Source organism: Blautia aquisgranensis (genome assembly GCF_040096615.1).
Taxonomy (GTDB): domain Bacteria; phylum Bacillota; class Clostridia; order Lachnospirales; family Lachnospiraceae; genus Blautia_A; species Blautia_A aquisgranensis.
Map to the genome: position 1 here is coordinate 26223 of NZ_JBBMEJ010000010.1, position 21834 is coordinate 48056.

15 protein-coding genes and 1 pseudogene are annotated in these 21834 nt (G+C 41.1%); all 16 read right to left on the reverse strand.

The features are described 5' to 3' along the window. The gene (locus WMO28_RS09445; RefSeq protein WP_227235009.1) at positions 1 to 552 is read right to left on the reverse strand and encodes a hypothetical protein; all 552 of its coding nucleotides are present in this window, start codon (positions 550 to 552) and stop codon (positions 1 to 3) included. A 102-nt stretch (positions 553 to 654) separates the two neighbouring features. Next, positions 655 to 1857, reverse strand: coding sequence for a L,D-transpeptidase family protein (locus tag WMO28_RS09450; protein WP_349056789.1), 1203 nt, complete (start codon positions 1855 to 1857; stop codon positions 655 to 657). Positions 1858 to 2218: 361 nt separating this feature from the next. Next, entirely contained in the window at positions 2219 to 3646 is a 1428-nt protein-coding gene (locus tag WMO28_RS09455; RefSeq protein WP_349056790.1) for a DUF4179 domain-containing protein, read from the reverse strand. Continuing rightward, positions 3646 to 4161 carry a sigma-70 family RNA polymerase sigma factor gene (locus tag WMO28_RS09460; RefSeq protein ID WP_114002663.1) on the reverse strand — a complete coding sequence of 172 codons (516 nt, stop codon included), beginning with the start codon at positions 4159 to 4161 and terminating at the stop codon, positions 3646 to 3648. The genes WMO28_RS09455 and WMO28_RS09460 overlap by 1 nt, the downstream gene beginning before the upstream one ends. 289 nt (positions 4162 to 4450) lie before the next feature. After that, positions 4451 to 4984: a PBECR4 domain-containing protein gene (locus WMO28_RS09465; RefSeq protein WP_349056879.1), complete on the reverse strand. Its 534-nt coding sequence runs from the start codon at positions 4982 to 4984 to the stop codon at positions 4451 to 4453. A 162-nt stretch (positions 4985 to 5146) separates the two neighbouring features. Next, the gene (locus tag WMO28_RS09470; RefSeq protein ID WP_349056791.1) at positions 5147 to 6343 is read right to left on the reverse strand and encodes an IS200/IS605 family accessory protein TnpB-related protein; all 1197 of its coding nucleotides are present in this window, start codon (positions 6341 to 6343) and stop codon (positions 5147 to 5149) included. Between the two features lie 157 nt (positions 6344 to 6500). Then, positions 6501 to 6947, reverse strand: a pseudogene (tnpA, locus tag WMO28_RS09475) (IS200/IS605 family transposase). Positions 6948 to 7046: 99 nt separating this feature from the next. Beyond that, on the reverse strand, positions 7047 to 7754 hold the full coding sequence (locus tag WMO28_RS09480; RefSeq protein WP_349056792.1) for a response regulator: 708 nt from the start codon (positions 7752 to 7754) through the stop codon (positions 7047 to 7049). After that, positions 7747 to 9720, reverse strand: coding sequence for an ATP-binding protein (locus tag WMO28_RS09485; protein ID WP_349056793.1), 1974 nt, complete (start codon positions 9718 to 9720; stop codon positions 7747 to 7749). The genes WMO28_RS09480 and WMO28_RS09485 overlap by 8 nt, the downstream gene beginning before the upstream one ends. A gap of 72 nt (positions 9721 to 9792) precedes the next feature. After that, positions 9793 to 10071 (reverse strand): hypothetical protein, encoded by a 279-nt coding sequence (locus WMO28_RS09490; RefSeq protein WP_349056794.1) that lies wholly within the window; start codon positions 10069 to 10071, stop codon positions 9793 to 9795. Positions 10072 to 10116: 45 nt separating this feature from the next. Beyond that, positions 10117 to 10764 carry a potassium channel family protein gene (locus WMO28_RS09495; protein WP_349056795.1) on the reverse strand — a complete coding sequence of 216 codons (648 nt, stop codon included), beginning with the start codon at positions 10762 to 10764 and terminating at the stop codon, positions 10117 to 10119. Positions 10765 to 10777: 13 nt separating this feature from the next. Then, positions 10778 to 12115 carry a TrkH family potassium uptake protein gene (locus tag WMO28_RS09500; RefSeq protein ID WP_349056796.1) on the reverse strand — a complete coding sequence of 446 codons (1338 nt, stop codon included), beginning with the start codon at positions 12113 to 12115 and terminating at the stop codon, positions 10778 to 10780. 487 nt (positions 12116 to 12602) lie between these two features. Beyond that, on the reverse strand, positions 12603 to 13760 hold the full coding sequence (locus tag WMO28_RS09510; protein ID WP_349056798.1) for a glycoside hydrolase family 3 protein: 1158 nt from the start codon (positions 13758 to 13760) through the stop codon (positions 12603 to 12605). Between the two features lie 329 nt (positions 13761 to 14089). Beyond that, positions 14090 to 16978, reverse strand: coding sequence for a transporter substrate-binding domain-containing protein (locus WMO28_RS09515; RefSeq protein WP_349056799.1), 2889 nt, complete (start codon positions 16976 to 16978; stop codon positions 14090 to 14092). 31 nt (positions 16979 to 17009) lie between these two features. Then, positions 17010 to 19973, reverse strand: coding sequence for a hybrid sensor histidine kinase/response regulator (locus WMO28_RS09520; RefSeq protein WP_349056801.1), 2964 nt, complete (start codon positions 19971 to 19973; stop codon positions 17010 to 17012). Between the two features lie 5 nt (positions 19974 to 19978). Continuing rightward, on the reverse strand, positions 19979 to 21829 hold the full coding sequence (locus WMO28_RS09525) for an extracellular solute-binding protein (protein WP_349056802.1): 1851 nt from the start codon (positions 21827 to 21829) through the stop codon (positions 19979 to 19981). Between the last annotated feature and the right edge of the window lie 5 nt (positions 21830 to 21834).

Consider the following 21834-nt stretch of genomic DNA (forward strand, 5'->3'; position numbering starts at 1 on the left):
CTATTTTATTCGTTTGTAAATAATCGGCTCATCATAACCAAAAGTTCTTTTCCCATTTACTTCCATGGACTCTGATACTTCCAATTGATTTTCAGTGAACTTTTCATGCAGAGAAAATTTCAATACGGGAGAAAACATACTTACACTTCCGCCTTCCCATATATCACCTGATTTTCTGAAAAATGCAGGAGTAAATTTTGCAGAACACTTTAGCTGATCATAGTCGGCACCTTTGAACATTTTGTAAGTAAAATTCTTTTTATCATATCCTTCCGGTATCTCATAAGAAATAAGTTTTATTGAATTGCTTTCTTCCATGAAAAGAAACAAATGTGAAGAAGAGCGGGTAGTTCCCTGTACAGAATAATAGCTCTCTTCAATCATAAATACGCCTTCGAAACCATTTGGGAGATTTGCAATTTTGGAATTACATATTGTATTGATATGCTTTGCATATGGATACTGTGGATTTGTCTTACTTATTTTCTCAAATTGATCCTTATTATCAAATTTTCCATTCAACAGCGTAACAAAATTTATCAAGTCAGCCATGATCTTATGCCTCCATAATCTTTATCATATAGTTTTTATCCACTATACACCTTCCATATAAAAGAGTCCATGTACAAAATAAGGGAATATATAAACAAAATATTAGTAAAAACAGATTATCGGGACATCATACTGAATAAGACTATAAAGCTGTCCGGCATTTTCTGGTGGAAGATTGATACATCCATGAGAACCACCTGTAAGATATCTGTCACCACCAAAGTACGGCTGCCAGTCTGCATCATGAAAGCCAATTCCTCCATTGAATGGCATCCAGTACGTTACCGGCTGTTCATAAGAATAGGTTCCATTTGCTGTCATTTCACCTCGCAGCACGGATGGACTGCTCTTTGAATTCAGTGTGAATATTCCAGGGGGTGTTTTCCTATCCGGATCGCTTGGCAGTCCGGATACGATTTCTGATTGAAAAATAATATTTCTATTCTGATAATACCACATATACTGCTCTGTAAGATCTACCTCTATATATGTATCTCCAAGATCATTGATCCCGTGTGCATTTGCCCTCATAGAATATACCGGTTCCCTGGTTGTCTGGGTTCCTGACTGAATTTCCTGCATGAGCTGTGCTACTTCCTTGTCCTGATCAATCTTCCATCCATAAGCTGAGCCATATACATACACCGTCCTTCCGCTCGTGGTCTGGAATTGTCTTTCAGTGCCAACTGTATCATGATCTGCTGCAAGCTGTGCCACATAATCCACTACATGCTGCCGGAAGGCTTCATCATTCTGGAGCAGCTGCCCTTTCTCGTCAAACTGCAGCCAGTTTTTGATGGTATTCCCATCGAGTGTTACCGTTTCATCTCCAAATGTATATGTGATATTTACTTTTGTCAGGTTCTTATATGTATTTACCATATTCTGAAGCTCTGAACTTTCTTTCGTCACATCTGCTTTCTTATAAGCCTTTGGATCACTTTCCAGATCTACCTCTGCCGCATCGTTATCGATTGCCCTGCATATCATCTGATAAGCTTCTTTGGTATTTAATTCATTGCCTTCCGTTTCTGGCACAATAGTGAATTCTGAGTTAACAAAACTTACATACGCATTTTCCGGTGCTATCTGATTCTCTTTTTTCGCACAATTTAATGAATTTACCTGTTCTTCCAGTTTCTCCCGGCTGAAAAAAGTCTCTTCTTGAACCATATAGTTTTTTGTTTCAAAAAGACTGCCGATCCATTCCCATGATTTCTGAGTTTTCAGCAGCTGGAGAACCGCACCGCTGGATACGTATTTATAATCAATATCTTTTCCTGTAATGGCCTGCGGGTCCTGCATTCTTGACCTTACCTGAATAGTATAGTTATCCTTTTTCCCAGCAATCTCCTGCTCAACCTCATATGCTGTCTTATTTGAACTGTCAATCCCATTGATGGTCGTCCCATAAAAGAAGTGATATGAGTAATAATAAGATATACCTGCATATATACAACAGCCTATAACAAAAATCATCAATATAATCAATATTACAATTTTCTTAATTTATTTTTCTTCTTTTCTGAAAATATAATGGATCTGAATTCCGATTTATCCATCGGCACATAAACAACTGAACCTGGTCTTGCCGATTTTGTGGTTCTCATTGATTGCCCTATCACTTCTTTTGGTCTCATGTCTTATTTATCTTTCTTTGAAGCAATTAGTTTTTTGCATTGTCACTGTCAAAATGTAATGTCTTATGGTACTTTGCATTTTCCTCCAGAAGTTTTTTCCATTTCTGTCCGTCTTCTTTCGTAGGATTATCAAAATTCTGCTGCCCCTTCAATTCATCCATATACTGGATATAATCCAGGAAATAAATATCTACTGTCGAAATATCCCTGTCCTGAATTGCGAAGTTATTACAGTTTCCAGTAGACTCATTATATGGAAGTGTGTTTCCGTTGGCATCAAGAGCTACCATGAAGCAGTCACTGTTGGATCCTTCCTTATAAAGTTCATTTACCGTCAGTTCATACGGAGAACGAATTACGGATTTGAGTCCGATACCTGCATCGTTTGTATCATTGAGTTCCATTACTTCTGTCCGGGTATCATCTACCGTAACCGGGATATCGAAACTCCAGTCACCTTTATATTTGTAGTAACCGGCATCCCTTCCATATTTTTCATCATCTGCTTCTGACCACTCATAGTCTGCTTCCAGCCCTCTTACCTTCGTGATATCCAGATGCAGGTTAAAGGTATCTGGAATATCAATTTCTTTAATGTACTTCTGATATTCTCCACCACGTTCAGACAATTTATTGATAAACTCTTCCAGCAGCGCATAACCTTCATCCGTCTGATCATCTAAGTCCGCCTGAGTTATTCCCATCTCATCCATTACCTGCTGTGTCATTTCATCGTATTTCTCATTATATTCCGTATAGTCTTTTGCCGCCTCAGCAAGATCATAACGGAAAATGCATGCATAGGTGTTGTCATCCAGAAACTGTCCTTCCACCTGACCGTCGATCACCGGACTAGCCTCTGGATTAAAGTCCACACCACCAGTCATATCCAGATCAATGACCGGTGTTCCACTTTCCGCCCTGGTTTCCGTTTCTGGAAATGGCTTATCACTCTTAAACTGCATAGTTATATAGACTGCCTGGCTGTTGGCATATACCTCAGAACATGTAATTGTCAGCCCATCTGCTGTTTTAATGTAAGCATTCTCACTAGTGGCATTACCTGTCTTGTCCCCATCTGCTTCACTGCCATCTGCCGTTGTTCCATCAACGGATTCCAAGGCTGTTGCATAATCCGAAAAATCACCAAAGAAACTTACATTATCCTGCAAGAGTTCAAAAAGCCCTCCTACAACCGGGATATTCTTTGCCATTACTGGATTGGTTGCACAGAATATGAATCCGACTGCCAGTACCGCTGCCATACCTCCTGCTACCCTGCCTCCGATTTTCATCCAGTGGAATGGATCCCTTGGTGCTTTTTTCTGAGTAACCGTATTATTCTCAATCAAATGATATGCCTGATTGATATGCTCATGTACAATCGCCGGAATCTCAGTATCCTTTTGCATTTTTTTCTGGAAATCTTTCTCATTATTATTTAGAGTCATCATTAGGCACGTTCCTCCTTAATTTTATATCCATATATCTCTGCGATTTTTTTTCTTCCACGATGAAGGCGGGATTTCACTGTGTTTTCTGGCAAATCCAGGATATTACTGATTTCCCGGATATTAAATTCCTCCATGTAGTACAGAATAACAACCAAACGATATTTACTATCCAATGGTTCTAATGCCTGTAAGCATTCTATTGTCTCATATTCTTCATGAAAAGGTGTTTCTGGAATTTGATCCATAAAAGTAACCAGTTTATTCTTTTGTATGACATCTTTACATTTATTGATCAGGATGCGTATCAGCCATGTTTTAAAGTATCTGTTCTTTCTTAGACTTCTTAGATTTTCATAGCAGGAAAGGATCGTATCTTGTATTGCATCTGCAACATCTTCATCATTTTTCAGATATGCTGCTGCAATCTTGTACATACTCTGTACATTTTCATCCATAAGCCTGCAAAAAGCATCCTTGTCGCCTTTCTTCGCTTTTCGTATCAAAACCTCATTCATTGTAGTTCCAGCTCTCCTATCTCAGACTAGTCATCCGGAGTATACTATAGAAGCTTCATTTATGTGCTCCTACTTATTAGACGTGCGAATCCCTAAAAAGGTTGCAAATATTTTAAAAAAATTATCTCAGATAAAAACACCCCCGAAATCGTTCAGAATTTTTATGATCATCAGGTCCTATTAGGGTAGAAAAACAGCCGTACCATGTGCTTTTTACATGATACGGCTGTCAATAATTCTCATACCCTCAGGATAGATTAATTGAATCGCCAACTAAGACTCTCCATTTTTATTTATGTAATAAAGTTTGATCCAGCATGTTTTTAATTTCATCCGGAAGACTGTCTATCATTGCATTTTCATCTAAAAACAGTAAAGTTGTATATTTTTTCGCATCATTCGGTGCTGAGAAAATATGAGTTACTGTATATGCTGTTGTACTTTTAGAAAAACAATCTTCATCTCGCAGTGATTCTACTACAAAGCAATCGCCTTTTTGCTGTCCCTGATCATCATACTCTTTATTTAAGCATAGAGTAAAATTGAGATCTGTTGTGCCAAACTTATAAGTTCTCGTATCTGTAACAATCTCTTCCAACATAAAGCCTTCTGAGCCAGCCAGCATTGCAATCTGTCCGATATGCTTAATTTTACGCTTACACAATGAAAAAGGGTGCTGCGGTGTAAAAAATATCTGCGAAGCCTGAAGCAGCTTTTTTGCTGCATAACTATAAAACTTTTTTGCGGAAAGGTTTGTGGCCACACCTGTTAAGTGCCTGAAATTGGCAGCTTTATAAAGCACCTCAATATATCTGCCGTGGATCTCACATGACTAAAGTCACATGCTCCTCAGTCGCTTTAAGCGACAAGGTTAAATATCGGCGGATACGCCTGTAGCTTAGGATATGCGTAGTCATGCGCTTTTTCCATACCAGATATAGCAAGTTCCCACACTGCAGGTAATCCGCTGTATATCTGCCTGTGTTTATGCTGCTCTTAAGAGTTCCATTTCTGAAAATAGTTCTCTTAAGTCTGCATATACACATGAAATCCTACGCTTTACTGAAGGGACTTTTACCTCCAGCAAAGACCTTTCCGTTGCCGGAAGGGGTTTTAAGAGTTCCCGTATAAAATATCTTGCTCCAATATTATAGGACGCCGAAAGATCACAGTTATATCTTTTTCCATTCTGGAATGTACATAAACTGTGATTGCCTGGATCACGGACAACTGTTCCCGACCCATCATAGGCAAACCTACTGGTATTCCATGCACAGATCCTGGATATCCGCATCCCTCTGCGATGTACCTGATGTTCACATCTTATCTGGATATCTCTTTTTCTCCACAAATGCAGCTTCTGTTTCTTTCTTCCGGATATCTTTCCTTTTGTTTCCAGATACTCAAACACGATCACATCCGCGTGGTTTTCTTCCGCATATCCTGCAACTGCTCCTGCGATCTTTCTTCCAAGTTCTGTGTTAAGACGCTTCGCATAAGCCCATCTGCTTTTTACCTGTACAGAACCATGTTCCCGCTGGAATCTGCGTATCCGTCCCAGCACACGGTACATCCGGTCTTTTTCACTGGGAAAATCAATAAATTTTCTTCCCAGGACAGTTCCATCTGACCGCATAATGGTGCAGACTGCATCCGTATTGATTCCTAAATCCACACTGCAGATGATCTGTTCTTTTACAGGTGCCTTTGTAAGCGGCACCTCTTCTGTATAAGAAAAACGCAGGAAGTATTTACGATGCCTTTTTTCCAGCACGGGAGCTGCTGCTCTTTTTCCCGCCCAGTATTTCCTCAGATATTCCATATCTGTATGGCTGAGACTGACCCGGAACCATTTCCAGTCATGGCCGTCATAAAGTTTCAGGTACGCTCCATCTTTTTCCTCAGTATCTTCACGGTACATCACATCACGGTAAAATACCGGCATGGCATGATTACCACACACCAGCTTCGGCGTGCCGCCTTTCTTATCCATTTTTTTCCACAGTTCCAGCCTCGTCTTATATGAGGATACGCTTCCCAGGGAATGCTGGATAGCTGCCCTTCTGAGATAAGAAGGCATCTTTGGAAATCGCAGGTTAAAATCAAACCTTGCCTGATTCTTTTTTGTGGTATGCACCAGATGTTCTGCAGTATTGAAACGTTTTTTAGGTTCCGTGATCACTGCCAGTTCATCTCATATCTGGGCATAGGTCTCCGTCAGACAGCTGACCGCAGAACGATAGATATCCAGTGTCTGGCGGATCGGGATATTCTGTTTTCGCAGTTCTACGCCATAACTGGATACTGTCTTCATCTTTTTCCTCTTTCTGCTTACAGTTTTAAAAACTGCTTCTTTCAGGTTTCTGTTTTTCTTTTTGCCCTTCGATGTAAGAACATACCTGTTCCCTGCTCCTGTCACTTACCGTTACTGCACAATAAGATGGATTCCACGGATGCCCTCCCCAAAGTTCCTTCTTCAGTTCCGGATGCGCAAGAAACATCTGCCGGGCAATGTTCCCCTTCATGATCTTGATCATATCAGAGATATAAAACTGCGGTCTGCAATCTACAAGCAGATGGATATGATCCGGCATAACCTCCATTGCCAGGGTCTGAAATTTATATTCTTCTGCAAGGTCATAGAGCATTTCCTTGCATTCTGCATCAATACCATCCTTTAAAACCTTCTTCCGGTATTTTCATACCAGATGGTACTGCAGGGAATACACATATCCTCTACCATATGAAAGCTCATTATTATTGATATTAAACATATTTTTATCCATGTTTTTATTATACCATATGCGAGAAGAATTTGCAAACATTTGTTCCCTATTTCAAAAAATAGTGCGTCTAACTCATCACTGAAGTAACGAGAATGCGACTCACAGTTTTTCAATCCGGATCATCCGATACCCAATCCCAATATGTGTTTGAATATATTGCACCCCATTCTTTTCCGGCTCCAGTTTTTTCCGCAAGGTTGCCATGAAAACCCGAAGGGACGCAACATCGTTTTCCGAACATCTTCCCCAGATCTGTTGCGTGATATAAGTGTGAGTCAGTACTTTCCCTACATTGCGGGATAAAAGACATAACAGTTTATATTCAATGGGAGTCAGATGCAATTCGTTTTCCCCAAGATAAGTACACCCGGCAGTATAATCTATTTTCAGATCCCCATTCGTAAAAACAGAAGTTTCCTGCTGCATACCAGCCTGGGTAAAGGAAAGTCTTCGCTGGGTAACTCGGATACGGGCAAGTAGTTCTTCCACAGAAAATGGTTTGGTAATGTAATCATCTGCCCCTGCATCAAGCGCTTCTATTTTATCCGTATCTTCACTTCTGGCACTGATCACAATAATTGGCATGTTTGACCAGGAGCGGATCTTTTTTATCACATCCACGCCCTCCATATCCGGAAGTCCAAGATCCAGCAGCACAATATCCGGATTGTGGGAAGAAGCCTCCAAAATGGCAGATGCCCCATTCTCCGCAGCCAGATATTTATAATCGTGGGTTTTTAATGTGGTTACAATTAAGTTTCTGATGGGGCGGTCATCCTCTACCACCAGAATTAAAGCTTTATTCATTTAAAGTCACCTCACTTAACGGTAAAGTAAATGTAAAAATACAGCCATGGGGCTTGTTATCTGTAAGCTGTAAGGTTCCCTCATGTGCCTCTATAATGGAATGACAGAGTGCCAGTCCAAGGCCAAGGCTCCGGTGGCTGTCTGCAACGGTGGTCTTACCGGTATAGAACATTTCAAAAATATGAGGTTTCATTTCATCTGCAATCCCAGCGCCATTATCCTCTACCCGTAGTTGCGCCATGCCCTCCTGTTTGGAACCCCGGATGCAGATCACAGAACCAGGCGGAGTGTATTTAATGGCATTATCAATTAAGTTTACAAGTACCTGTATAATTAACCGCACATCCATTCGTGCAAGGATAAGTTCCTCACAATCCACCGTTATTTTGTATGCATCATGCTTCCGGTTAATATGGCGCAGGGACTCCGCGATCACTTCATCCAGCAGCTGGTCTGAAAATTTAAACTTCAGTCTGCCATCATTTAACCGGGTAATGGAAAGAAGATTTTCCACCACCCCGATCAGCCATTCCGAATCATCATAAATATCTGTGTAAATCTGCTGCCTGGTAGTTTCATCCAGACGGTCACCGCTATTTAGCAGCATGTCGGCATTACCGGAAATGGAACAAAGCGGAGTACGAAGATCATGGGAAATTGCCCGAAGAAGATCTGCCCGGAGCTGTTCATTTTTTGCAAGGACCGCATTTTGTTCTTTTTCTATGGCATTTTGTGAATTCTCCATTGCCAATGCGCACTCATTGATCACAGAAATCAAAATGCTGTATTCAAACGAATCAAGAGATTCCTTTCGTACTGGAATTCCGATTACACCGTAGACATGATCCCCGCTTCGGATTGCCAGGTACAAACATTTGGCATTTGGGAAATGATGGGTGGTTGCCCCTGCACGCTGACGGTTTTCATATACCCATCTGGCAATTTCCTGCTCTTTTGCAGTTAATAAATCTCCTGTATCCTGTGTTTCTCCTGTAAAAAACTGTCCTTCTGACAAAGTTCCATTTTCAACCACATATGCGGTAAGATTCCGGTTCAAAAGGCGAACCAGCTGGGTACAGGTAACATCCAGGATTTCTTTTTTTCCTTTTGCTTTTTGTAGCTGTCGGTCTGTATCAAACAAGATCTGCGTCCGAAAAGCAAGCTGGGCAGAAATCTTTGCATGTGCCTTTAACTTTGCAGCAAGTGCTCCTGTCAGCACAGAGGAAATCAGCATAATCAAAAAAGTCACTGGATATCCGACTGTATAGGTCTGAAAGGACATCCTTGGTTCTGTAAGAAAGAAACAGAACAGGAATACACTCAAAAAAGATCCTGCCACGCTGCAAAGATAACCATCTGTCACAATGGAAGTAAGCAATACACCCAGAATATATATGGTAACAATATTCGTATCCGTAAAGTTCAGTTTTTGGAACCAAAGACCGATCAGGGTACACACTGCAAAAATAAATACTGTCAGAAGACAATCCCTGGCAGACGGCCTTTGTGCATACCAGGTAAAAGGCTTTTTATAATATTTTCCGGTTTTGATTACATCTGGAATGATGTGAATATCAATTTCCGGAACAATTTCAATCAGTTTTTCTGTTAAGGACGATTTACTAAAAAAATGGTTGCGGCGCGCATTACTTTGTCCAATGACAATTTCGGTCACATTAGATAACCTGGCATATTCTGCAATCTGTACCGGCACACTTTCCCCATGGGTCATCACAATTTCTGCGCCCAATTCTTCCGCATACCGGATGTGTTCATCTAGCTTTTCTTTATCTGTCCCATCCATATTTTTCCCGGTCTGTACATATAATGCGGTAAAACGTGCCTGCAAGGCACTTGCCATTTTGGCTGCTGTACTGACAATTTTTTCATTGGACGGAGCCGCTGACAGACAAACGAGAATGTGTTCCTCTGTTTTTGGCTCCATATGTTCTGGCTGCAATCTCATTTTTTTCTGTTATCCTTTTTTTGTCTTTTTTCTGAACCATAGATTTCTCCCAAAGTTACATTGTTCATTGTATCACGCAACCGAGTCATGGTCAAAAATTTGTTTTTTATCTTTTCTGCGGTACAGAAAGATTTCTGCATCCTGATACTCCTTTTGGTATTGATGGATTGCTTTTAATATTTCTTCATCAGACACCGTATTTAAAACCAAGACCTTTGCCATTTTGGGCTCTTCTTTTTTTATCTGGGACGTATCTGCTATTTCACCAAAAAAGCGGTCTGCCAGATTTACAAAATAACCACCAAAACAAAACAGGGCCAATACCGTAAGCACAAGTATTATATCTGCCATATCAAACACCCCGATTCTTATCTCAACTTCATATCTACAGTAAGCTCAAACACGGAAGCATTTTTGCAGTTCTTTATATTCCCCCAGCACCAGCAGCTTCATATTTTCTGAAAGATAAGTATCCGGAGAAATGGCGATACTAAAATCTTCTTCGTTTTTTACCGCAAGGATATTAATGTTATACCTCTTTCTGATATCCAGCTCTTCCACCGTTTTTCCTGTCCATTCTTCCGGAACCCCCACTTCAAAAATGGCATGGGAGGCATCCACTTCCATATAATCCAGGATATGATCGTCCGTATAACGAATGGATGCCCATTTTGCCACCTGCTTTTCCGGATATACAACTTTATCTGCCCCGTTGCGCAGCAGAAATTTTTCCTGAACATCACGCTCTGCCCTGGATATGACAAGCTTTGCACCCAACTCTTTTAATAAAGAAGTAGTTTCCAGGGAATTTTGGAAGTTTCCGCCAATAGTTACAAAGCAGATATCGTAATTTCCAATTCCAAGGGATCTTAAAAATTCTGCATTCGTGCTGTCCCCGATCTGGGCATTGGTTACAAAGGGAAGTGCCTTATCCACACGTTCCTCATTCCAGTCGACGGCCATAATTTCATGTCCCATCTGACTAAGCTGCATGGCAATGTGTCTTCCAAATCTGCCAAGACCAATTAACAATACATTTTTCATAAGTCATTTTCTCCTATCCAACTGTAATTTTTTCCAGAGGCAATTTTGCGTTTCCTTTATTCCGGCCCTGATATACGGCATAAATTAATGTCAGCCCGCCTACACGCCCCAGATACATAAGCAGAACCAGGATCATCCTTGAAAATAAATGAAGACCTGGTGTAATTCCAAGTGTCAATCCTACCGTTCCTGCTGCGGAGGCTGCTTCAAAAAGGCAATCCAGAAGCGGAAGTCCTTCCCTGACACTGATTGCGATTCCTCCGCAGAAAAAAAGCACGAAGTAAAGCATCGCTATCGTTGCTGCATTTTTAATTACATGATACTCCAATCTTCTGCCAAAAGCCCCTGCACTCTCCTGATTACGAAAAGTTGCCACTGCATTTAAAAGCAACACTGTGAAAGTAGTTGTTTTTATTCCACCGGCTGTGGAGCCTGGGGAACCGCCAACCAGCATAAGCAGGATCATAACCGCTTTGGAAGCTTCTGTCATATCCGATATCTCAACGGTATTAAAACCCGCGGTTCTGGTAGTCACAGACTGGAAAAAAGAAGCCAGTAATCTTTTTCCTATGGTTAGGTTTTTAAAATCACAGAAAAAGAAAAAAATAGCCGGCAACAGAATCAGACCTGCTGTGGTCATAAGAATCAGCTTGCTTTGCAGCCGGTATCGTCTAAAGTTCCATTTATTCGTATAAATATCATCCCAGGTCAGAAATCCTATTCCACCAATGACAATTAAAAGCATGATCACAAGATTTACTACTGGATTCCAGGCATAATTTACAAGTGAGGAAAATTTATGGCTGGCTGTCCCCAAAAGGTCAAATCCGGCATTGCAAAAGGCTGATATTGAATGAAAAACTGCCATCCAGATCCCTTTTCGACCATAATCATGAAAAAAAACTGGAAAAAGCATGACTGCGCCGACTGCTTCAATCAGAAAAGTGCCTTTAAGGATAAATCTGGTCAGTCGTACGATACCGCCAACCTTTGGTGCTGAAATGGCATCCTGGAGTGTACTTCGCTGCATCAGAGATATCTTTTTACCGGAAAGTAGAGAAACTGATGCGGCAACCGTCACCACACCAAGTCCTCCAATTTGTATTAAAAGCAAAATAATCGTCTGACCCGCAACTGACCAATAACTGCCAGTATCCTTTAGAATCAGTCCTGTCACGCAGACTGCCGAGGTTGCCGTAAAAAGAGCCTCATCAAAGGGTGTGAACAGACCTTCTTCCGAAGAAACCGGCAGCATTAGCAATAGTGTTCCTATAAGTATGACTCCTGCAAATCCTAGAATAATTACTTGAAATGATGTCAAATGTTTTTTCCTGCGTTTATTTTCAAGCATAAGAACTCAACTCCCTATTAATCACTTTCCTAGCATTTCCTTAACGTTGCTTTTTATTATATCTGTCTGCTTCATAAGATGGTATAAAAGTATCTGATTTTGTATTAAGATTGTATAAAGAAATAAAACAGACAGAAAAGAAACTGTGAAATCACAATTTCTTTTCTGCCTGTTAAAAAGGAATCTGGTCTTTACCGTTCTATTTAATCCGTTGTAAAGCGAAAAACTAATTGCTCTTTGTAATGTACGATTCTAAGTATCTGTTTCATATCAGTAGCCCAGGTCGCGGTTGATAATGCTTCCATCTACCGTATTAATGGTAAGAAAACTTCAAGTAGGATTATCCGTGGTGTCGGAATAGGTTTGACCATCATTTTTTCATAGGTTTCCATAATTTCAGAAAATGGAAGCAAGCTTAGTTTGTCTATTTTAGTTTCTCCAATCGTATAAGGATTGGAATAGTACATGCTTACGATTCCATCTTTATCTACATAGAAATAAAGATGTTCATAAGACCAGGTCTACATGGTGCTGTCCATATCTTCCAAGGCCTCGCAATCATCAATTGTGACCGTGATTGGAACCCCCGTTTAGCTTCTCTTTCGTTGCTGTTATAACGAATGACTTCCTTTCCGGTGTGTTTTCCTGTATTTGTCACAATTGCTTCTACTTCTGCCACAATGGTATCCAATGTTTCTGGCGTCTCACACTTTGACGACTTGTACTCACAGGCAAATTTGGAGAATGTGTCAAAGTAACGGTACCCTACATACAGACCTTCTTCGTAAACAGTGTTGATGTATTTCTCACAGCCTCCATTAATTCGTGTTTCCACTGACTCCGGTTGATAAAAGTTCGCAGAAGATGGGATTTCTTCCCATGTAAGACTCCACGTATCCGGGAGTTTTCCAGATGGGTTCACCGTTCCTTCCAGAATCTCCGCAACTGCTCTTCCCCCATTCATACCACACAGTCCGGTCCACAGAACCGCTTTGATTCCATATTTTTCTACGCAACGCACATCCATTGGGTAACCACTGTTGATCAGAAGAACTGTATTTTCAAATGTCTCACTCACCTGACGGAGCAGATTATCTTCCTCATCTGTCAGATAGAATTCTCCCTTCACTGCCAGATTATCAAAGTTTTCACTGGTTCCTCTGGTAATCGCAATGACAGCAGTCTCTGACCATTTCTTTGCGCGTGTTAGGATATCTTCCTCCGGAATGTTATCTGTTGCCGTCCGATAAATTGTCTTCAGCTCTTCATTCATCTGAATAGAACTATACTTTTCAATTCCATCAAAAAGACGAATCATATATCTCGGATTAATTCTTCCTGCCCCTGAACATCCCACACGGAACTTGGCAAATCCACTTCCGAATACGTTTATCTTTGCATTTTCTCCAAGCGGAAGTATATTCCCTTCATTCTTTAAAAGAACAATTCCTTCTCTTGCTACTTCCAGTGTCACTTCGTCCCGCTCCTGGTGCTCTGGATCGATTTGACTTTTAGGAAGCGTATGAATCTTAAACTCCATTGGTTTCATCACATTTCCGTCCACATCCTCTACACCCTCGATGTGAAGCATATACTCTTTCTCATATTCTGTCAGATATGGCTGGACACAGATACCGGTTACCATCGCTCTATGTGGTCCAAGCTGACAGATTCCGCTAATAATCTTAAGTCCTCCTTCCTCTCTTTCTTAATTGGCACTATTCTGATTCAGTGCATTTACAACTGCTTCATACATTGGTCTCGCCTCCGGTGCGGCTCCAAGAAGCTCAGCCAGTGTCATTCCATATGCGAACTGAATCATAGGTCCTTCAAGCATTCCCGGTGACATTTTGTTCGTTATATACGAAAATGTCTTTCTGCAAGAACAAAGAAAGACGCGTACTTATACTATTGTATTGCATAAAAAACATTATGTGATAAAAAATATTATAACAAAACAGTATGAAATTGTCATCACATATGGCAATCCGTTTCATCTGTCATCTTCTTTCCCCAGACTTCCGCCAATGTCGAGAGCAGTTTATCAACCTGGATTGGCTTCACGATATGACCATTCATTCCGGCTGCAAAAGCATCTCTCTTATCTTCTTCAAATGCATTTGCTGTCATTGCAACGATCGGTATGCATGCTTTATCCTTATCTGGCAGGCGTCGGATTACCTGTGTTGCTTTATAACCGTTCATTTTCGGCATCTGAATATCCATTAGGATCATATCATATGTGCCTGCCGGCATTTTTTCTATCTTATTTACACACTGAATGCCATCCTCCACACGCTCTGTCTTAAGACCGTCACGTTCAAGTATTGCCTCAGCAATCTCTGCATTCAGATCATTATCCTCTGCCAGGAGGATTTTCCTGTCTTTAAGGATTTCACTATATGTTTCTGGATTTTCAGCATAATTTTTTACATAATAGTTTTCATCCGCTATCTTATGTTTCAGTGTAACTGTAAAAGTACTGCCCTTTCCAAGCTCACTCTCTACATCTATTGTTCCACCAAGCAGTTCAACATATTTCTTGACAATTGACATTCCCAGTCCGGTTCCTGCAATTTTGCTCTTTGTAGTATTCCGCTCACGCGTGAATGCCTCAAAAATATTTGTCAGATACTCCTGACTCATACCAATTCCTGTATCACTCACCCTGGTCCTCACCATCATATATCCAGGCTCATTGCATGGTAATTCATCTACGTTTATCATAACAGAACCACCGGATGGAGTATACTTCATGGCATTACTCAGAATATTAACAAATATTTCTTTTATCTTTGTAGCATCTGTCAATATGTGCTCATGTTCTACATTTATCGTATAATGAAGTGCAATATTCTTTTTCTTTGCTTCATCATCAAATATTTCAAATAAGGTCTGCCAGATATCTTCAATCATGCCATAGTTCTCATCAATCTCCATTCTTCCACTTTCAATCCGAGCCATATCAAGTACATTATTTATGATTGACAGAAGAAGATTTCCTGACTGCTGCATTTTTTTTAAGTATTCTGAAGTTTCAGGCAAATCCTTTTCTTTCAGTTCATCCTCCATAAGCTGTGCATATCCCAAAATCGCATTCATAGGAGTACGGATGTCATGGGACATATTGTTAAGGAAACGGGTCTTTGCGAAACTGGCATCTTTTGCTTTTTTCAGAGCGATTTCCAATTTGTCATTAAGCTTTTGTGTATCATTTGCAGCAAGCTTTGCGGCAGCTTCTGCTTTTCTTGCCTTCCGTAAAAGTACCAGGATAATGCCAATGATGACAAGTGACAAAAATCCTGCCGTGACAATAAAAGCAAGCATATTGTCATTTATAAAATCCAAAAATGTAACCTTATCTGGTGTACTGTCATAGATAGCAAGTGCACTTGTAAGCATATCAGATGGCATAGCCTTTAAGGTTTTATTCAGTATTGATAAAAGGCTTCCTTCTCCGCCTCTTACTGCAAAGCATGCCTCCATTGTTTTTGTAAGTGGAAAACTCTTGAAATTTTGTCTGTTATCATATATCAGCGCCTGGCTTGCTCCCATGAGAAAACAGTCTGCTTTTTCCTGTATGACCATATCTGCAGCATCGTCAAGCGAATCACAATCTACAATCTTCCATTGGGGATAATTAAATGCAATATGCTGTTTTAAAGCATATTTTTCCTTTGGCACAGCTACAGTATACGCCTTATTCTCGTCAAAATTTTTCTCATCAGTTACCGCCATCAGGCTATAGGTCCAGGCTGTGTTTGTAAGTGCATAGCCATTTTTTTCTGCAAAATATGGATTCCTGCCGGCATAAAAAATCATGTCAATCTCACGATTCTGCAACGCCTGAATTATTTCATCATAATTATCATATGCCTGTATATTAAATTCCAGTGTCTGATTTCCCAGACAATCTTTGGCATAGGAGATATATTCCGCCAGCATACCGGTAAGTTTTCCAGTCTCTTTATCCATGGAAAAGATTGCCGGATCATTGTTCAAAAATCCTATCTGGATACCTCCATGCTCTTCCACCCAGACCTTTTCTTTACCTGTAAGTACCTGAATATAATCAAGCGTAAAATACTTCTTATACAGATCTACTTTAAAAAAAGGACTATCCTGATCAAGCTGACGCATAGCATAGTCCAGCTTCGTCTTGATATCGCTGCGTCCTTTATTTATTGCAAAATATATGCCAGATTTACCAATCGTGGTAACGGATGATATTCCCTGTTCAGACCAGATAGATTCCTCCAGAGATACAAAACAGTCGATCTCATGATTTGCTAATTTCTTTTCGACATCATCATTATTATTCACATTTACATGTTCTGTATGTATGCCATTCTTATTTTCCCATTCTGTCAGCATGATTTCAGGTTCTGTGCCTAAGAGCACGCCTACACGTTTTCCATCCAGCGACTTAAAATCAGAGGTTTCAATATCCATATCCGATAAATCAGCATAAAGGATATATTTTTCCTCACCCATCGGTTCATCCGGGAAAAGCATCTTTTGTGCACGTTCATCGGTGTAAGAGATATCACCCATGATATCAATCTCACCATTTTCAAGCTTATCAAAACAGTTGGACCAGTCACATTTCACATACTCGAATTTCCATCCGGTATAACCTGCCAGAGCCTGCATGAGCTCGTATCCATAACCCCGTCTGACACCATTTTTGTCGACATAATTGAAGGTATCCTCAAACGACCCGATACGGATGGTCTGTGGCTGTTGTTTTTCATCATTATTCGTCTCAGCAGCCTGGCAGTGTACTGATAACATCACCCACATTCCCAGGATTACAAATATAGCTGTGCATAATACAGCTAAGTTTTTTTTACTTTTATTCATTCTTCTATTTCCTTTATTTATGTGGCTTTTCTTATACTCCTGACACCTGATCCAGATTCTTCTGTAATGTACTGATCAATTCCTCAATAACTATTGGCTTGGATAAGAATCCATCCATACCACATTTCAGGGCTTTCTTTCTGTCCTCATCAAAAGCATTGGCAGTCATGGCAAGGATTGTAATTCCCGCCAGCGCCGGATCATCCAGCGCACGGATCTGCTTCGTAGCTTCATATCCGTTCATTACCGGCATCTGCACATCCATCAGCACCAGATCATAATTACCTGGCTCCGAATTCTTAACTTTCTCCACTGCCTCTGCTCCATTTTCTGCGCTATCAATCAGGAATCCATATTCATTAAGGAGCTCCACCGCAATTTCTCTGTTCAGTTCATTATCTTCCACAAGCAGTATACATCTGCCTCTGAAATCTGAACCTGCTGCCGGAAGAACCGAATCTTCTGGTTCAGACTGACTCTGGCCGATGGCAGTCATCAAAGTTTCTCTGATATCCGACATGAACAGAGGTTTCGCACAGAATGCAGTCACTCCTGCTGCCCTGGCTTCTGCCTCAATATCAGACCAGTCGTAAGCAGTCAGGATAATAATCGGTGTATCATCCCCAAGACTGCGGATCTGACGGGTTACCTCAATGCCATTCATATCCGGCAGACGCCAGTCGATGATATAAGCGTGGAATGCATCTCCCAGTTCCATAGACTGTCGTGCACGGAGAACAGCCTCCTTACCGGAAAGTGTCCATTCCGAACGCATTCCAACCCTCACAAGCATTTTTGTTACACTGTCGCAGGTATTAAAATCGTCATCTACAACCAGTGCCTTAAGTCCTTCCAGTTCTGCGATCTTCTCTGTGCGTTGATGCTCAGGCTGAGTTCGAAATGGCAGACGGACTATAAATTCGGTGCCTTTGCCCTGCTCTGTCTGAACCTCAATAGTACCGCCCATCATATCCACAATATTCTTGGTAATGGCCATTCCAAGTCCTGTACCCTGAGTCCTGCTGACTGTGGAAGTACGCTCCCTCTCAAAAGGAGAAAAAATCTTCTGTACAAATTCCTGACTCATACCGATTCCATTATCCTTAACCCGGATTTCGTACAGCTCACTGCCTTTCTGTGTTCCATGACACTGTCTGATCCGAACAGAAACGGTTCCTCCTGCAGGTGTAAACTTAACTGCATTGGACAAAAGATTCAGCAGCACCTGGTTCAGCCGCGTCTTATCACAATAGACATCCTCATTTGTAACATCCATTGCATCCATATAAAGTTCCAGCTGCTTTGCATGGATCTGACCACTGATGATCGTCTTCAGGTCATGAAGCACCTCCGACAGACTGACCTCCGTTTCTTCCAGATGGATCTTTCCACTCTCAATCCGGCTCATATCCAGTATATCGTTGATCAGTGAGAGTAGATGGTTGCTGGATGAAAGTATCTTACCCAGATAATCCTGAACCCTTTTTTTATCATCAATATTGCTTACTGCCAGTGTGGTAAAACCGATGATCGCATTCATTGGTGTCCGGATATCGTGAGACATGTTGGAAAGGAAAGTACTCTTTGCCTTGTTTGCTGTCTCTGCCGCACGTACTGCCTCAGAAAGTGCCTGGTTCATTTTCCAGTCAGAGGTACGGTCTGACATAACCAGGATATATTTCTTTTTCCCGCTTACCTCACTGCCCATTGCAATATTATGGAACCAGCGTTTTTCCCCTGTCTTCAGATGAACATATTTAAAATCCCCTTCCCTCTGTTCATGAACCTGGATCTCCTCCAGATAATTCTTCTCCGGATCTTCATGTTCTGCCGGATGCAGTTTTCCCAGAACACGAATATCTTTACGAATCTGTTCTGCCGTAATACCCAGCAGCTTTTCCGCATTTGGGCTGACGTAATCTGCCTGATATGTTTTGGCATCCAGCATCAGAAACACGTCATCCACGTTCATTGAAAGTTTTTGAAATAGCTCATCACGGTACAGGATCTCCGTATCCTTTCTTCTGAGATTGGTCCTGTTTGTTTGAATAATAAGACTGATAAGAAAAGCAGCAATACAGAGCACCACCGCACCAACAAGAAGCATTGTACTACGCTGCAGACTGTTCATACTGGCATTGACAATATCCGCCTGGACAAGTCCCAGGAACATCCAGTCCTGAATATTCGATTTTTCATAGACCAGATAATAATTTCCTCCATCCAGATTCAGCAGCATCGCATCGGTACGTCCCGCTTTAAACTTCTCCAAAAGTTCATTGAGCTCTTTTTCAGACATATCAGAATGCTCTCTCAGAAGACCAAAAAAATTATACACGTTCCCCCATGACTCAGAAGAATGATCAATCACAACACGACCATTCGGATGAACAATTAAACTCTGGGCATTTCCATTGAAAGCAGAAATATCCAGCACTTCTACGATATCAGAATTTTCATAGGCAATGGCAATCGCATCATATTCAAATCCCTGATATATTCCATGAGCCTCAGGTGTGGCAAAAACAAGCAGCTGGGATTTCCCGGGAAGTGCCGCATTCGCTATCACATCATTTCCCTGCCGGATATCCTCTCCAATATCTTCCTGTAATCCAAGGTATCCGGTTTCCCCTGTTGCCATCTTATAGTTCCCCTCAGCAGACAGAAAAAAGAATTCCATAAAGCCGGCATCTTTCTGCGCTTTCTTTATATAATCACGGATTTCATCTTCGTTGGAAATATCCTGCAGATTCTCGCCCCACATATGAAGATATGTCAGATTCTTATCTGTCAGTTCTCTCAGCATGTTATCAGACTGATGAAAAACTTCTGTCAGATGAGAAACACTTTCCTCATAAATAGTTTTCGACACAAATCTGAAATACTGGAAAACCATCAAAACAATTCCCACCAAAACAGCTATGAAGACCGCAATCCTTAACTGTTTTCTCATAACAGTCTTTTCTCTGTTTGTATTATGATTTTTAATATTCATTCTTCTCATCTCACATTAATGTAATCTTCTGGCTCTGCAAGAACGGCATCACCATTTGAAATATATCCTGTCCAGGTATCCTTCACAGAAGTATCTCCTCCGTCAAACACTATATTCTCATCTGTCGGATAGGCCTCCATGTGTTGTGGTGTCGCCAGGCAAGTTACTGTAAAAGTATCATCTTCCTGAATTTGTTTTCCGTCCTTTGTAACTTTGCTCAATGTGTAACCATCATCTGTTTTCTTAATTTCCACAGAAATACCACTGACTACAGGCAGAGAACCACAGTTAAACGGAATAAAGCCTCCCTCATAGCCTTCTACAAAATTTTTAACTGTCTCTTTCAGTTCAGCACCGCTCATCTTACTGCTGTAAGCCGAAAGACCATTTGGCATGATCATGTCTCCCGCCATTTTTTCTGTGTAACCGGCTTTCAGTACGTTTCCCGTAAAGCTGTTTCCGGTCGCGATCAGCACATCTGTCCCATAGATGCCACGCAGAGTGTTTGCCATAACAGAATATGCTGCATTTCCTCCACTGCTGTGAAAGCGGTTGGAATAGGATTTCTGCGAATCCAGCACGATATCCTCAGAAGCAGATTCTTCCTCAAGAAGCTGAGAATTAAATGACTGATACGCCTGCTCTGCATCGTATTCTCCAGAGATCATTTTGGAAACCACATCCTGGGAAACAGAGAAGAAATCATTTGACGCAATGCGGATATACATATGGTTTTCTTCGATCACAGGTTTCACATCCTTCAGATATTCTGTAAGCTTAAGATCCACATCCTGACTGTAGCTTAACAGATCCTGTCCATCATAAACAATCCTGTTCTGCGCATCCGCTGAAAGCATTGTGTTCAGCACCTTCATTGCTTTCTTTCTGCGTGTTTCATCTTTTGTCAGATCACGGTTTAAAGCCACCTGGAAATATGGCGTAGTCATAATCCACTTTTCACCGTTCTCCTGAAAGAATGGAAGAAATGTCGTGTTTATGCCCTGATCCTGAAACATTTTTACACCGGCAGAACTGCCAAAGTACATGGCAAGCTTGCCGCTTTGATACATCTCAACTATATCGTCATAATTCATATCCAGATCATCCTGGCTAAGCCCTGTATCCTGGATGAACTGCTCCATACGTTCAAAAGCCTTCGTCCAGACAGTACTGTCCAGGCCTTCTCTCTTTGTATTATCCGGGTCACTGTAGGTGGTACGCCACTTGCGTCCGTCTACAGAAGACAGCTCTGATGCTGACAGACCCTGCAGTGTTTCCATACAGGTATAATCATAATAATAGTCTGCGGTAAACCCACGGATTCCCACCTCTTCAAATGCCTCGCAGGCAGAGACAAAGCTTTCATAATCTGTTGGCAACGGGATATCGTATTTTTCAAAAAGGTCTTTATTCACTACAAAGCCATGCGCATCTGCACACACCGGAAGCCAGTTTACGCTTCCATCTTCATTCATAAAACTACTGAGATATGTATCATAGACAGCTCCTGCCACATTGGTTGTGGAAAGATCCATCAGACTATCTTTCAGCGGACTTGCATCATGCAGTGAAAAACGACAGCAGGTTATAATATCCGGCAGTCCACCGTTTTCCTTAAGAAACCTGTAGAAATCCAGGTCATTGTTCCCTACTACAAATTCAACATTGATATCCGGGAGCTGTTCCTGAATGTATGGTGCATATTTCTCATACAGGTTTGTGGTCCATAAATACACCGTGATTGTTTCTGCATCTCCTTTTTCCGCACTCTTCCCGCCACAGCCTGAAAAAAGTGTTATGACTGTCACCATCGCCAAAAGCACAGCCAAAACTCTGTTCCATTTTTTCTTTTTCATTATGA

What these genes read in the sequence shown, in the direction of transcription:
- WMO28_RS09445 (WP_227235009.1), bottom strand. Translation starts at nt 552, where the DNA reads ATGGCTGACTTGATAAATTTTGTTACGCTGTTGAATGGAAAATTTGAT.
- WMO28_RS09455 (WP_349056790.1), bottom strand. Translation starts at nt 3,646, where the DNA reads ATGATGACTCTAAATAATAATGAGAAAGATTTCCAGAAAAAAATGCAA.
- WMO28_RS09495 (WP_349056795.1), bottom strand. Translation starts at nt 10,764, where the DNA reads ATGAAAAATGTATTGTTAATTGGTCTTGGCAGATTTGGAAGACACATT.
- WMO28_RS09515 (WP_349056799.1), bottom strand. Translation starts at nt 16,978, where the DNA reads ATGAATAAAAGTAAAAAAAACTTAGCTGTATTATGCACAGCTATATTT.
- WMO28_RS09490 (WP_349056794.1), bottom strand. Translation starts at nt 10,071, where the DNA reads ATGGCAGATATAATACTTGTGCTTACGGTATTGGCCCTGTTTTGTTTT.
- WMO28_RS09500 (WP_349056796.1), bottom strand. Translation starts at nt 12,115, where the DNA reads ATGCTTGAAAATAAACGCAGGAAAAAACATTTGACATCATTTCAAGTA.
- WMO28_RS09485 (WP_349056793.1), bottom strand. Translation starts at nt 9,720, where the DNA reads ATGAGATTGCAGCCAGAACATATGGAGCCAAAAACAGAGGAACACATT.
- WMO28_RS09480 (WP_349056792.1), bottom strand. Translation starts at nt 7,754, where the DNA reads ATGAATAAAGCTTTAATTCTGGTGGTAGAGGATGACCGCCCCATCAGA.
- WMO28_RS09525 (WP_349056802.1), bottom strand. Translation starts at nt 21,829, where the DNA reads ATGAAAAAGAAAAAATGGAACAGAGTTTTGGCTGTGCTTTTGGCGATG.
- WMO28_RS09520 (WP_349056801.1), bottom strand. Translation starts at nt 19,973, where the DNA reads ATGAATATTAAAAATCATAATACAAACAGAGAAAAGACTGTTATGAGA.
- WMO28_RS09450 (WP_349056789.1), bottom strand. Translation starts at nt 1,857, where the DNA reads ATGCAGGACCCGCAGGCCATTACAGGAAAAGATATTGATTATAAATAC.
- WMO28_RS09460 (WP_114002663.1), bottom strand. Translation starts at nt 4,161, where the DNA reads ATGAATGAGGTTTTGATACGAAAAGCGAAGAAAGGCGACAAGGATGCT.
- WMO28_RS09510 (WP_349056798.1), bottom strand. Translation starts at nt 13,760, where the DNA reads ATGGTAACCGGTATCTGTGTCCAGCCATATCTGACAGAATATGAGAAA.